The organism is Saccharomonospora azurea NA-128 (genome assembly GCF_000231055.2).
GTDB classification, from domain to species: Bacteria; Actinomycetota; Actinomycetes; order Mycobacteriales; family Pseudonocardiaceae; genus Saccharomonospora; species Saccharomonospora azurea.
Window position 1 is genome coordinate 228,796 of sequence record NZ_CM001466.1, and the last position, 12,681, is coordinate 241,476.

A 12,681-nucleotide genomic window follows, 5' to 3' on the forward strand; every position below is an offset into this window, starting at 1 on the left:
CACTGCTGTCCGTGATCGGTCCATCACCGATTTTCCCACCAGGACGGCGGCGGGGGCCGCTAGTCGGCCGACTGCTCGTTGTGGCTGCGTTGGTGCAGCGCCAGCATGCGCGCGTCGAGAGCCGCCGCGATCTCGGCGGCCGCTTTGAGTTCGGCGGCGAACTCCGGAGGTACCGCGCCGCCGCTTTTGTAGAAGAGTTCGTGCTCGGCCGCTGCCCAGAAATCCATCGCGATGGTCCGGATCTGCAGTTCCACGGTGACCAGTTCGCTGCGGTCCGACAGCGCCACCGGCACCTTCATGATCAGGTGCAGACTCCGGTAGCCGTTCGGCTTCGGCGCGGCGATGTAGTCCTTGGTCTGCACGATCTCCATGTTGTGGCGCCGGAGCAGATCGCGGATGAGATAGACGTCGGACACGAACGGGCACACCACCCGGACTCCGGCGATGTCGTCGAGGTGCCGCCGCGCGCTCTCGGGATCGACCGGCAGGCCCCGCCGGCGAAGCTTCGCGACGATCGCCGCCGGACTTTTCACGCGCGAGGTGATGTGTTCGATCGGGTCGTGCTCGTGGATGTGGTCGAACTCCTCGCTCCAGATCCGGAGCTTCGTCATGATCTCGTCGATGGCGAACTTGTGCAGTCGCAGGATGTGCGTGGCCCGCCGGACGAAATCGGCGAGCACGCTGTCGTCCAACGCCGTGTCGGCCAGCGCCCCGACGGCCTCCCGGCGAGGCGACGACCACCCTGGCTCTGCTTCGCGCGGTGATCTTTCCGTGGGCAACATCGCCACCTCCGAGAGCATTCTCGACACCAGAATAGGTTCGAGTCGGAGCCGCTCGCCGCAACTGTGGGATGGGCCTCACAGCCCCTGCTGCATCGTGTCCGCGCTTCCCGTACGCATGTCCGCGCCCTGCGACGCCGACACGCGTACGCAGGGCGCGGACACGGCTGCTGGTGATCCCACCGCCCAGTTGGGTCCGGAGGGTCTCAGTCCCACATCAGCGCTGCGGTTCGATCCACACGTTGCGGTAGCGGACCTCGTTGCCGTGGTCCTGTAGGAGGATCCGCCCGGCGGTGGGGCCCTCGGGGCGGCCGTTGCCGGTGGGGCCGGCGAGGGCGACGTCGTCGTGGACGGTGACCCCGTTCCACACCACCGTGACCCGGGCGTCCTCGACCTTGTTCCCGTCGTCGTCGAAGCGGGCGGCGCGGAACGTGATGTCGTAGGTCTGCCACATCTCCGGTGCTGTCGCGGCGTTGACGTCGGCGGCCTTGAACTTGTAGATCGCGGCCGCGTCGTCGTCGTTCAACGGGACCTTGCCGTAGGAGTCGAGGACCTGAACTTCGTAGCGTTCCTGCAGGTACACGCCGCTGTTCGCCCGGTCCTGGCCGGTGACGTCCGGTGGATACTCCGGCAGCCAGAACTCGACGTGCAGGCGGAAGTCCTCGAAGGACTGCTCGGTGCGGATGTCTCCGCAGCACACCTCCATCGCGCCGTCGACCAGCGGCCACTGCGCCGTGCGGCCGTCGGTGTGTTGCCAGGCGCCGCGGTTCTGCCCGTCGAACAACGTGATGCGCTCGCCCTGCCGGTGCACCGTGATGAGGTCGAGATTGACGTGCCCGATGTCGTCCGGTCCGTGGGTGTAGGTGATGGTGTTGTGCCCTGCTCGGAGTCGCACGGATTCCGTCCGGCTGGACCAGCTGTCCCAGTCGCCGGTGCTGAGCAGATCGATCTGCCTGGGTTCGCGGCCGTTGACCGCCATGCTGAGGCTCTTGGTGCCCTCGGCGGGGTTCGGGCCGTTGGAGTAGCGCAGTCCGATGTCGTGAACGCCGCCGCGTTCCACGGTGACGTGGAACGTCGTGGACGCGCCCTCGGTGCCGTAGCCGTCGACGAACCCACCGCCCGAGTATCCAATGTGGTTTGTGGCGATGGCCGCGCCGCCGGAGAGCGTCGCCTCCTCGGCTTCGTACGTCGTCACCGGCGGCTCCGCGCCCGGCAGCCGGTTGAGCGTGTACCAGGCTTCGGTGCTCCACAGCGACTGACCGTCGGCCGAGGTGAACGGCCTCGGCGAGCGGACGTGCACCACGCGATCGGGGCGTAGGCCGGCGATGGTCAGCGTGACCGTGGTGCCGTCCTCGGACAGCGTCGCCGACGTCACCGGGAGAGTCTCCTCGTCGACCTTCGGTCCGCCGTAGTTCGGCGTCGGCACGTACCGCCACTGCGTGACCCGGTAGTGAGCCGCCAGGTCCTGCGCCGTCTCCTCCGACACGGGACGGGTGTATTCGAGCTCGAACCCGCCCGGCACGGCGCGCATCGCGCGGATGTCGAACGCGTTGTCGCCGGTCGGGGTCAACTTCTGCAGGCCGTGGGTGAGCTTGCCCTCCTGGCCCCAGTTGCCTCCCGCGCCGAGGCCACCCAGGTAGATCGCGCCGTCCGGGCCCGTGGTGATGCGGTTGACGCCCACCTCGAGTCCCTGGGTCATCCGGAACACCGCGCCCTGGTACTCGCCCTTCACCTTCTCCACGAAGGCGCGTTGGATACCGCCGTAGGTGACGTCGCCGAACAGGAGCTGCCCGGCGAACGGGCCTTCCTCGACCGACAGCGGTGTGCTGGGGGAGTTGGCGATCTCGTTCTGCGGCAGCCACAACACCGGCTTGGTCACCGGCTGCTCGTCGAAGGGGCCGGCCGGATTGGTGTAGTGGTTGAAGAACCGGTCCTGCTTGATGTGGACGAGCTTCGAGGCGGGAAGCCAGCCGCCCTGGTTGTCCGTCACGAACAGCTCGTCGCCCGGACCCCAGCCGAGGCCGTTGGGCGTGCGCAGCCCGCCCGCGACGTGGGAGACCTCGCCGGTCCGGCGGTTCACCTTGATCGTCGTGCCGCGATTCTCCGACGGCTGAGGATCGGTGGTGGCGCCACCGTAGTCGATGGCCACCGACAGGTTCGCGTAGAAGAAGCCGTCGCGGTAGAGCAGTCCGAAGGCGAACTCGTGGAAGTTGTCGCTGAACGGCCAGGTCGCCACCGTGTGGTACTCGTCGACGACGTCGTCGCCGTCGACGTCGACCAGTTCGGTCAGCTCGTGCTTCTGCGACACGTAGATCGTGCCGTCGACGACCGCCAGGCCCATGGGCTCCTTCAGCCCCTCGGCGACGCGGGTGACGCTCACCGTTTCCGGGCTGGTGTCGCCGGTGACGTTGTCCAGCAGGTAGACCTCACCCGTGACGTTGTCCGTGCCGCCCCAGGTGGCGATCGCCAACCGGCCGTCGGGAAGCCAGTCCATCGCCGACACCTGTGGCTCGAACCCCTCGGGACGGAGATCGGTGAGTGCGTAGTTGGGGTGCACGTCGGTGAGCGGCATCCCGTCGCCCGGCGTGTCGGTGCCGCTCTCGCACTCCTTGCGGCCCGGCGCCGTGACGCGGACGACGTCGGCGTCGGTGCTCAGCACCGAGCTCGGCATCACCTCGAAATCCGCTGCGCCGGGCGGCCGCCACTCCAGCGTCACCTGCTGCTCGCCGGTGCGGTCGAAGTGCTCGACGAGCAGCGAGTGATATCCGGTGGTGAGGCGGGTGGTGCCCTCCTTCGGCTCGGCCGCGTGCAGACCGTCGTGGTCGATGACGACGTCGTCGTCGATCGTGAGTCGCGAGCCGTCGTCGCTGGTGAGCCGGAACGTGTACTCGCCGTCCTCGGCGACGTCGAGGTTGGCGATGGCGTGGGAGACGAAGTGGTCGTCGATGCCACCGAAGTCCTCGGTGGAGGTCCAGTCGATGGCGGGCTTCAGCACGTCGACGTTGGGAGTCTGACCGGGTTTCAGTGTGCAGATCTCGCTCATCGGCTGCTGCACGTCGTACACCCGCAGGGTGACACCCGGTTCCTGCGGGGGAATGTCGGCCTGCGCTGCGGCGTGGGCCGGGAGGAGGAGTCCGGTGGTGACCATCGAGGCGGTGAGGACGCTGACGACTCTGACGGTGGTGTTGCGTCCGGATGGGCGGCGGCGGGACGGTTTCGGCTGCATTCACGCTCCTCGTGGCGTGGCGGATCGCTGCGGGGTCGATCACCGGGCAACACGTGTGGAGTGCCGACGCGTCGTGCACGTGACGATAGAAGTCCGTCACGCGGCCGTCGAGAGGATTTTGTTCAATTCATGCAGAACGAGTAGTGCGATACCCAGAAGTCGCCCTCAGCATCGTGTCCGCGCTTCCCGTACGCGTGTTCGCGCCGTGCGACGCCAACACGCGTACGCAGACGGCGGACACGGCTGTGTCGGGGACGGTCACTTGCCGAGCTTGCCCGGATCGAATGTCGTGCGGCGTTCGACGAGCGCGTTGATCAGCCAGAAGAGGAGGCCGATCGCCAGCAGGATGCCCGCCACGATGTACTCCGTGGCGGGCCGGCCGGACAGCGGGCTCGCGAAGAACGCGCAGGTCACCGCTCCCAGGATCGGTACCCAGGTCGGTGCGCGGAAGTGTTCGTGCTCGACCTCGTCGCGCCGCAGCACGAGCACGGCGATGTTGACGACCGTGAACACGGCGAGCAGCAGCAGCGACGTCGTGCTGCCCAGATCGGCGATCTCCAGCGTGCTCACCAGGATCACCGCGAGCAGGCTGGTGAACAGGATCGAGACCCACGGCGTGCGGCGGGCCGGGTGCACCACGGCGAACGGCGACGGGATGACGTGCTCCTGCGCCATGCCGTACACGAGCCTGCTGGCCATCATCATGTTGATCAGGGCGGTGTTGGTGACGGCGAACAGGGCGATCAACGAGAAGACGAACGGCGGGAACCACGGCGCCGCGGCCTGCACGACCAGGAGCAGCGGTCCGTCGGAGGCGGCCAGCGTGTCGGTCGGCACGAGGGTCGAGGTGATCAGCGCGATCAGCAGGTAGATGGTGGCGGTGATGCTCATTCCGAGCAGGAGAGCGCGCGGGAACGACCTGGTGGGGTTCTTGGTTTCCTCGGCCATGTTGACCGAGTCCTCGAAGCCGACCATCGCGAAGAACGCGAGTGCGGTGGCCGAGGTGACCGCGAGCAGCGGCGTGGTGTCGGGATCGAACCTCACCAGCCGACCGGGGTCGGGGTCGATGTCGGGGCTGTGCGTCCCGGTGAACAGGGCGTAGGCACCGAACACGATCACGATGAGCAGTCCGGTGATCTCCACACAGGTCAGGACCACGTTCATCCGGACCGACTCGCTGACGCCCCGGAAGTTGATCACGGACAGGAGTACCAGGAACCCGATCGCCACGAGCCACGCCCAGCCGGAGACGTTCTCACCGACGATCGCCTCCAGGTAGTCGCCGCTGAACGCCTGCGCCGCGGACGATGCCGAGGTGATGCCCGAACTCATCACCGCGAACGCGATGAGGAAGGTCAGAAGGTGCACGCCGAAGGCCTTGTGCACGTACAGCGGCGCGCCCCCGGCCCTCGGGTACTTGCCGACCAGCTCCAGGTAGCTGAACGCGGTGAGGAAGGCGACGACGAAGGCGATCAGGAAGGGCAGCCACAGCGCTCCGCCGACCTTGCCCGCGACCTCGCCGGTGAGCGCGTAGATCGTCGTCCCGAGGATGTCCCCGATGATGAAGAACAGCAGCATCCGGGGGCCGATCGCCTTCTTGAGGGCGACCTTCGGCACGGCAGGGGGCTCGCCGGGCACGTTCTTCTCCTCTGTCGCGAAGTGCGCGGCGCGTCCGGGCGGGGGTGTGGCCCCGCCCGGACGTCGGGTGCCGCGGTGGTGGTACGTCCGCGGGGGACTACCCACTCTGCGACGAGGCGATGCGGCACGGACGTGGACGCGGTCGGGCCACGGGCGAGGAACATGAGCGGGAGATCCGGTGGAAGCGGAAGGTCAGCTCGGCGAGAACGCTCGGACTCCGCTGCCGAGCCCGTGCAGTGGAGTCCGAGCGAGAGTGCCCGTTCGGGCGAGGCTTACGTCGTGACGGTGAGCTCCGCGGTGAACGGTTCCCAGTCGTGCACCTTGGCGGAGTTTCCGGCACCGACCTTGACCTGTGGTTCCACCACCACGGTCACGGACTCGGTGTCGGCGGGGATCTGGAACACCGCGTTGCTCTGGAACGCGCTGCGGAGACCGGAGGGATCGTTGTCCGGTCGCACCGTCTTGCCGTTGTCGAGCGTGAGGTGCATGGTCGACTCGTCGAAGCTGGTGGCGCTGAACTCGGCCCAGCTCATCTCCACCGAGAGATACACGTTGCTGGCGTCGGCCCACCCGTCGCCGCCGTCGCCGCGGTGGAGCCAGGGCGTCACGAAGGCGCTCTCGACGGAGCCGGCCATCCGCTGCGTGTCACCCGTCCACCCGGTGAACGTCTCCTCGAACTCCTCGGCTGAGGTGACGTCGACGCCGTGGCCGACGGTCTCGTAGATGTGGTCGACGTCGCTGGCGACGCGATGCCCGTCGATCAGGCTCAGGCTCTGGAACTTCCCGTCGGTCTCCACTTCGAGCACGGCGGAGTCCGGGCCCCGGTCCTCCGGCACGCTGACCACGATCGTGCCCCGGTGCATCGTGCCCTCGGAGGTGTCGAACACCTCGAACACGGCGTTGCCGTCGATCGCCACGGACACCTCGCTGTCGGGAATCTCCCCACGCGGTTCCCATTGCGGGTCGTCGGAGGTGTACTCGACGGCGTAGAAGGTCTGCCCCTCGGCGGGATGGACGGCCTCGATCGGCTCGCCGGTGTCCGTCGTTCCGGGCGAGGAGCCGGTGAGGTCGGCGTACAGGTCGGCCGTGATCGTGTCGAGCTGCGCGATGCCGGTGATGCTCAACTCGACCCCGGGCGCGAGCACGCGGGCGTCGTCGGAGTCGTCGACGTCCGAGAACGAAGCGTCGATCGACCTGCTCGTCACTCCCGCGAGGTCGGCCTCGGCCTGGAACGCGTCGTCGGGGACGTCGGCGGACGCCAGGTCCGCGTCGGCCCCTCCTCCACACGCGGGGAGCACGAGCGCCGCCGCTGTCGCCAGACCCGCCATCGCAGCGGGACGTGCACGGAATCTACGCATTGTTCTTCAGGTACCCCTTCGTTGCGCAGCATGGACTGCACACAGCCGCTCGTCCGTGCGCGGTCGTCGACCACGCGCACGCCCCGAAACGCCCCGGCCGGTGTCTCAGCGGCCTGAGCGTAAACGGTCACAGTGGGATCTTTCGGGCCTCGTGGTGGTGTTCACACCGGACCGCCGTTGTTCGCCCCTGAGCCATCCGGCTGGTACGTGCTCGTCGACCTCGACCTTCACGGTGATCGAGTTGATCATTGTTCGAGCTGATCACTCGACGACCTGGAGGTTGCTGTGCCCCACACGTCGATTCTGTCCCTTCGAGCGTGGCTCGGCGTCGTGCTCGCCACGGTGGTCACGGCGGCCCTGCTCGTCGCCGTGGCCCAGCCCGCGGCGGCGACGGCTCCCCGGATCCCCACCAAGGCGACCGCGCAGGCCGAGCTCAACGCGCTGCGCGTGGCTCCGGAGGGTTCCATGACGGGCTACTCGCGCGACGCGTTCCCGCACTGGAACGCCGTGTCCGGAAACTGCAACGCCCGGGAGGAGGTGCTCAAGCGCGACGGCATCGACGTCACCGTCGGCAACGACTGCTACCCGACCTCGGGCCGCTGGTACAGCCCTTACGACAACGTCACCGTGTACTCGGCCTCCGAAGTGGACATCGACCACGTGGTTCCGCTGGCGGAGGCGTGGCGGTCCGGCGCGAGCAGCTGGACCACCAGCAAACGGGCGGACTTCGCCAACGACCTGTACTGGCCGCAGCTGAGGGCGGCGAGTGCGGCGTCGAACCGCGCGAAGGGCGACCGCGACCCCGCTTCCTGGAAGCCGCGCGCCACGTATCACTGCACGTACAGCAAGATGTGGATCCGCACCAAGTACGCTTGGGGGCTCAGCGTGCAGTCCGCCGAGAAGAGCGCGCTGCAGAGCATGCTCAGCACCTGCTGACGGGAGTTCGCCATGCCGGACCTGGTCTCGACCATCAGCGCCACCTCCGACGGTGTCATGACCAACGAGGTGGGGGTGATCACCGGAGACCTCGAACTGCACACCTCCTGCGGCGAGGACGGGACGTTGAGTCTGGCGATCCGCTACGTCGGCGCCCACGAGTGGTACACGCTCCAGGGCGCCGACTACCGCCTGCACGACCCACGGGACCACGAGGTCGTGCACCGTCTGCTGGTGAACCTCCTCGACCGGCCCGGCCCGCGGCGCCGCTGACAGGAGACTCGCCGTCGTGACGTTCACCGGGCTCAGCGCTTTCCCGCTCACGCCGCTCGTCGACGACGCGGTGGACGAGGACGGCGTCGCGACGCTCGTGCGGCGCCTGAGTGCCGCGGGGGTCGACTCGATCACGGCCCTCGGTTCGACCGGCGGGTACGCCTACCTCACCCGGCAGGAGCGGGCCACCGTGGCGCGGCTGGCCGTCCAGCACGCGGGGTCGACGCCCGTGTTCGTCGGCATCGGCGCGCTGCGCACGTCGCAGGTGCTCGCGCACGCCGAGGACGCGCAGCGGGCCGGAGCAGCCGGGTTGCTGCTGGCGCCGATGACCTACCAGCCCCTCACCGCCGACGACGTGTTCACCCTCTTTCGCACGGTCGTCGAGAACAGCTCGGTGCCCGTCATCGTCTACGACAATCCCGGCACGACACACTTCACGTTCGGCCTGGACCTGTACGCGCGGATCGCGGAGTTGCCGGGCATCGCGTCGATCAAGATCCCGGGTGTGCCCGCCGATCTCGCCGAGGCACGCGAGCACGTCGCGAGGATCCGCGCCGTCGTGCCCGAGCGGGTGACGATCGGGGTGTCCGGCGACGCCGCGGCGGCGACGGGGCTGGCCGCCGGGTGCGAGGCCTGGTACTCGGTCATCGGCGGCACCCTGCCCGAACTCGCCCTCCGCATCACCCGCGCGGCGCGCACCGGCGATCACCGGGCGGCGCTGGCGGAATCCGAGCGGCTCACCCCGCTGTGGGAGGCGTTCGCGACCCTCGGCGGCAGCCTGCGCGTCACCGCCGCGATCGCCGAACAGCGGGGACTGGTGCGGCGCTCGTGCCTGCCGCTGCCGATCCTCGGACTCGACGACGCCGAGCGTGCCCACGTGGCCCGGCTGGTCGACGCTCTCGGCCTCGACTCCTGACCGGACTGCGGTCGCCTCAGTCCTTCTTCGGCGACCCCACCTCGAACTCGGTGCCGAACGGATCGGTGATGACCGCGAGCCGTCCGTAGATCATGTCGAACGGTTCCTGCGTGGTGCCGCCGAGCTCGACGGCCCGGCGGGACGTCTCGTCGGTGTCGGCGACCTGGAACAGCGTGCCCCAGCGGGACTTCGAGGCCGAGGGATCACCGAGGATGCCACCGATCTCGTGGCCGTCCGGTCGGCGCAGGAACGTGAAGTCCATGTCCGGCATGTCGGAATTGGAGTCCAGTGTGTAGTCGAAGAGCGCGGCGTAGAAGTCGCGGGCGGGTTGCGGGTCCGGAGTGACGAGGTCGTTGCGGAGCAGGGTGTTCGGTTCGTTCACGAGCTCGCAGCCGAGGTGCGCACCCGCCTGCCACAGGCCGAAGGTCGCGCCGGTGGGGTCCTTGATGATCGCCATCCGGCCCTGGTCCATGACGTCCATCGGCTCGGACATCACGGTGCCGCCCGCGCCGTCGACCTTGGCGGTCGTCGCGTCGCAGTCGTCGGTGGCGAAGTAGAGGTTCCACCAGAAGTCGGTCGCGTCCGGGTCGGGGTTGGCCATCATCCCCGCGACCGCCTTACCGCGGAGCCGGCAGATCGTGTAGCGGCCGGTCTCCTCGGGTCCGACGTCGAACTCCCAGCCGAACAGGGAGCCGTAGAAGTCCATGGCGCGATCCAGCTCGGGGATGCCGAGGTCGATCCAGGTCGGTGTCCCGGGGGGCTGGGCGGTGGTCAGCTCGGTCATCGTCTCTCCCGCGAGGGCCGTGTCGGGCTGGGTCTGCCGGTGTGCCGGACCGCCCACGGCGGCGGCCCGCATGCCGCCGCATTCCCGGCCCCTCGGGCGTCAAACACCGACCGGACCGCGCCGGGAACGTCAGCAGCAGCGGGAGCCCGGGTCGGTGTCCATCCGGTCGACCTTCGCGCGTTCGAAGTCGCGCCGCGACATCGGCTGCGCGTCGGGATGGTGCCGCCGCAGGTGCGTCACGTAGTGGTCGTAGTCGTTCTCGCCGACGACCTCCTTGACGTACCACTGGACGGCACGCCACCCGCGGGCGAACGCCGCCCCGGCCCTCGCGAGGCCGGGACGGCGCAGCTCCGTACGGTCGGTCATGCCCGAACCTCGGTGGGATCCTGCCGTTCCTCCCACGCACGCCACTCGGCTTCGAGGCGTTTCTCCTCCGCCGTCGCGAACAGGCCGGACGGCGCGAACACGTGCGACTCCTCCGCCGGGTGTTCGGTGTCGCTGATGCGTCCGGAGCGGATCGCATTGATCGATTTCCGCACCGCGTCGACGAGCACCACGATGATCAGCAGGGCGAAGAGGATCGACAGGCTCCCCTGGATGAACGTGTTGCGCACGACCTGCTCCATCTGCGCGACGTTCTCGGCCGGCCCCATGGACGTCTCACCGGCGGCGAGGGCGTCCTTGTAGGCGTTGTGCTGCGTCCAGTACCCGATCTTGGGGTCACTGCTGAAGATCTTCTGCCAACTCGCCGTCAACGTCACCACGACGTCCCACACCAGTGGGATCCCCGGCACCCAGGCGTATTTGACGCGTCCGGTCTTGCACAGGATGGTCACGCACACGGCGAGCGCCACGGCGGCCAGTAACTGGTTCGCGATACCGAACAGCGGGAACAGGGTGTTGATGCCGCCGAGCGGGTCGGTGACACCCATCAGGAGGATCGAGCCCCAGGCGGCCACGATCAGCGCGCTGGCCAGGATCGCACCCGGACGCCACGACGGGTCCTTGAACTTCGGCGCGACGTTGCCGAGCGTGTCCTGCAGCATGAAGCGGCCCACGCGGGTTCCGGCGTCCACCGTGGTGAGGATGAACAGCGCCTCGAACATGATCGCGAAGTGGTACCAGAAGGCCTTCGCGCCCTCGCCGCCGAAGACACCGCCGAGGACCTCCGAGATACCGACGGCGAGGGTCGGCGCGCCGCCGGTGCGCGAGACCAGCGACTCCTCCTGGACCGCCGCCGCGGCCGCGTCGAGAGCTTCCGGTGAGGTGGACACCCCGGCCATACCGAGCCCGTTGACGAACTGCGCCGCGCCCTCGGCGGTGCCTCCCGTGGCACCCGCGGCCGAGTTCATGGCGAAGTACAGGCCCTGGTCGATGACGCAGGCCGCGACGAGCGCCATGATCGCCACGAACGACTCGGTGAGCATGCCGCCGTAGCCGATGAGCTTGACCTGGCGTTCCTTGGCGACCATCTTCGGCGTGGTGCCCGAGGAGACCAGGGCGTGGAAACCCGACAGGGCACCGCACGCGATCGTGATGAACACGAACGGGAACAGCGATCCGGCGAACGCCGGCCCGTCGCTGTTGAACGCGAAGTCGGTGAACGCGGGCATCGTGGTGGCGGGCATCGCGACGAGCACGCCCACCGCGAGCAGGCCGATGGTGCCGACCTTCATGAACGTCGACAGGTAGTCGCGGGGCGCCAGCAGCATCCAGACCGGCAGCACCGAGGCCAGGAAGCCGTAGATGATGAGGCACCAGACCAACGTCACCTTGTCGAGCGTGAACGCCGACGCCCACGAGGAGTCGGCGACCCAGCCGCCCGCGACGATGGCGAGCAGCAGCAGCGCGCAGCCGATCAGGCTGACCTCCGTGACCCGGCCGGGCCGCAGATACCGGAGGTAGAAGCCCATGAGGAACGCGATCGGGATGGTCATCGCGATCGAGAACACACCCCACGGCGATTCGGCGAGGGCGTTGACCACCACGAGCGCCAGCACCGCCAGCAGGATGATCATGATGGACAGCACGGCGACGAGCGCGGCGACGCCGCCGACCGGGCCGATCTCGTCACGCGCCATCTGGCCGAGCGACCGGCCGTTGCGGCGCATCGAGAAGAACAGCACCACCATGTCCTGCACGGCGCCGGCGAACACGACGCCGACGATGATCCAGATCGTGCCCGGCAGGTAACCCATCTGCGCCGCCAGCACCGGGCCGACCAGTGGGCCCGCGCCCGCGATGGCCGCGAAATGGTGCCCGTAGAGCACCCGGCGGTCGGTGCGGTTGTAGTCGACGCCGTTCTCCAGCCGTTCGGCCGGTGTGGCGCGCTTGTCGTCGGCCTTGAGGACCTTCGTGAGGATGAACCTCGCGTAGAACCGGTAACCGATGGCGTACGAGCACAGTGCCGCGAAGACGAACCAGATCGCGTTCACGTGCTCGTCCCGGGCCAGCGCGAGAACGGACCAGGCAGTGCCACCGAGCAGGGAGATCGCGACCCAGAGCGCGATCTTTCCCGGTGTCCACTTCGGTTTCTCGTTCGCTTCGACCGGGGGATGTCCGACCGTTGCCATGTGTGCTCCTGCGCGTGTGTGTGCGATCGACCGACGACGTGTTCGGTCCCGTGCTCAGCGGTGCCTGCCGGGCGTCGTCGGATGATGTCGCTCGAGGCGTGCGACCGTCCGGTCGCCCCGCGGGGTTCGGTCACGCCTCCTTCCCGGGGCAGGTGCACGACTCGTGAGCATCAGGCACAGAGGTGTATCACGAACTCC

10 protein-coding genes are annotated in these 12,681 nt (G+C 68.5%); 3 read left to right on the forward strand and 7 right to left on the reverse strand.

The features are described 5' to 3' along the window. Positions 1–59 precede the first annotated feature (59 nt). The 4 genes from SACAZDRAFT_RS01130 to SACAZDRAFT_RS01145 all read right to left on the reverse strand — a co-directional run bounded on the left by SACAZDRAFT_RS01130 (position 60) and on the right by SACAZDRAFT_RS01145 (position 7,001). A complete protein-coding gene (locus SACAZDRAFT_RS01130) occupies positions 60–800 on the reverse strand; it encodes a GTP pyrophosphokinase (RefSeq protein ID WP_157606903.1) in 741 nt (246 codons plus the stop codon). 196 nt (positions 801–996) lie between these two features. Continuing rightward, positions 997–4,005 (reverse strand): family 16 glycoside hydrolase, encoded by a 3,009-nt coding sequence (locus tag SACAZDRAFT_RS01135; RefSeq protein WP_005437854.1) that lies wholly within the window; start codon positions 4,003–4,005, stop codon positions 997–999. A 258-nt stretch (positions 4,006–4,263) separates the two neighbouring features. Continuing rightward, positions 4,264–5,643 carry an APC family permease gene (locus SACAZDRAFT_RS01140; protein ID WP_005437856.1) on the reverse strand — a complete coding sequence of 460 codons (1,380 nt, stop codon included), beginning with the start codon at positions 5,641–5,643 and terminating at the stop codon, positions 4,264–4,266. A gap of 272 nt (positions 5,644–5,915) precedes the next feature. Continuing rightward, on the reverse strand, positions 5,916–7,001 hold the full coding sequence (locus SACAZDRAFT_RS01145) for a hypothetical protein (protein ID WP_232286326.1): 1,086 nt from the start codon (positions 6,999–7,001) through the stop codon (positions 5,916–5,918). A gap of 285 nt (positions 7,002–7,286) precedes the next feature. Between SACAZDRAFT_RS01145 and SACAZDRAFT_RS01150 the strand changes: the two genes are divergently transcribed. From SACAZDRAFT_RS01150 to SACAZDRAFT_RS01160, 3 genes are read left to right on the forward strand one after another with little or no spacing between them, the layout of a single operon-like run. Continuing rightward, on the forward strand, positions 7,287–7,937 hold the full coding sequence (locus SACAZDRAFT_RS01150; protein WP_005437858.1) for a GmrSD restriction endonuclease domain-containing protein: 651 nt from the start codon (positions 7,287–7,289) through the stop codon (positions 7,935–7,937). A gap of 12 nt (positions 7,938–7,949) precedes the next feature. Then, positions 7,950–8,210, forward strand: a complete 261-nt coding sequence (locus SACAZDRAFT_RS01155) for a hypothetical protein (RefSeq protein WP_005437859.1) — start codon at positions 7,950–7,952, stop codon at positions 8,208–8,210. 16 nt (positions 8,211–8,226) lie between these two features. Beyond that, positions 8,227–9,126 carry a dihydrodipicolinate synthase family protein gene (locus tag SACAZDRAFT_RS01160; protein WP_005437860.1) on the forward strand — a complete coding sequence of 300 codons (900 nt, stop codon included), beginning with the start codon at positions 8,227–8,229 and terminating at the stop codon, positions 9,124–9,126. Between the two features lie 16 nt (positions 9,127–9,142). On the opposite strand, the gene SACAZDRAFT_RS01165 is transcribed toward SACAZDRAFT_RS01160, so the two are convergent. From SACAZDRAFT_RS01165 to SACAZDRAFT_RS01175, 3 genes are all read right to left on the reverse strand, one after another. Further along, on the reverse strand, positions 9,143–9,910 hold the full coding sequence (locus SACAZDRAFT_RS01165; RefSeq protein ID WP_040927866.1) for a VOC family protein: 768 nt from the start codon (positions 9,908–9,910) through the stop codon (positions 9,143–9,145). A 129-nt stretch (positions 9,911–10,039) separates the two neighbouring features. Further along, complete coding sequence (locus SACAZDRAFT_RS01170; RefSeq protein WP_005437862.1) at positions 10,040–10,276, reverse strand: YbdD/YjiX family protein; 237 nt, start codon at positions 10,274–10,276, stop codon at positions 10,040–10,042. Further along, a complete protein-coding gene (locus SACAZDRAFT_RS01175) occupies positions 10,273–12,483 on the reverse strand; it encodes a carbon starvation CstA family protein (protein WP_005437863.1) in 2,211 nt (736 codons plus the stop codon). The genes SACAZDRAFT_RS01170 and SACAZDRAFT_RS01175 overlap by 4 nt, the downstream gene beginning before the upstream one ends. Between the last annotated feature and the right edge of the window lie 198 nt (positions 12,484–12,681).

Excerpts from the sequence above, each read along its gene's own strand:
- SACAZDRAFT_RS01130 (WP_157606903.1), bottom strand. The coding sequence starts at position 800 with ATGCTCTCGGAGGTGGCGATGTTGCCCACGGAAAGATCACCGCGCGAA.
- SACAZDRAFT_RS01135 (WP_005437854.1), bottom strand. The coding sequence starts at position 4,005 with ATGCAGCCGAAACCGTCCCGCCGCCGCCCATCCGGACGCAACACCACC.
- SACAZDRAFT_RS01145 (WP_232286326.1), bottom strand. The coding sequence starts at position 7,001 with ATGCGTAGATTCCGTGCACGTCCCGCTGCGATGGCGGGTCTGGCGACA.
- SACAZDRAFT_RS01155 (WP_005437859.1), top strand. The coding sequence starts at position 7,950 with ATGCCGGACCTGGTCTCGACCATCAGCGCCACCTCCGACGGTGTCATG.
- SACAZDRAFT_RS01165 (WP_040927866.1), bottom strand. The coding sequence starts at position 9,910 with ATGACCGAGCTGACCACCGCCCAGCCCCCCGGGACACCGACCTGGATC.
- SACAZDRAFT_RS01170 (WP_005437862.1), bottom strand. The coding sequence starts at position 10,276 with ATGACCGACCGTACGGAGCTGCGCCGTCCCGGCCTCGCGAGGGCCGGG.
- SACAZDRAFT_RS01175 (WP_005437863.1), bottom strand. The coding sequence starts at position 12,483 with ATGGCAACGGTCGGACATCCCCCGGTCGAAGCGAACGAGAAACCGAAG.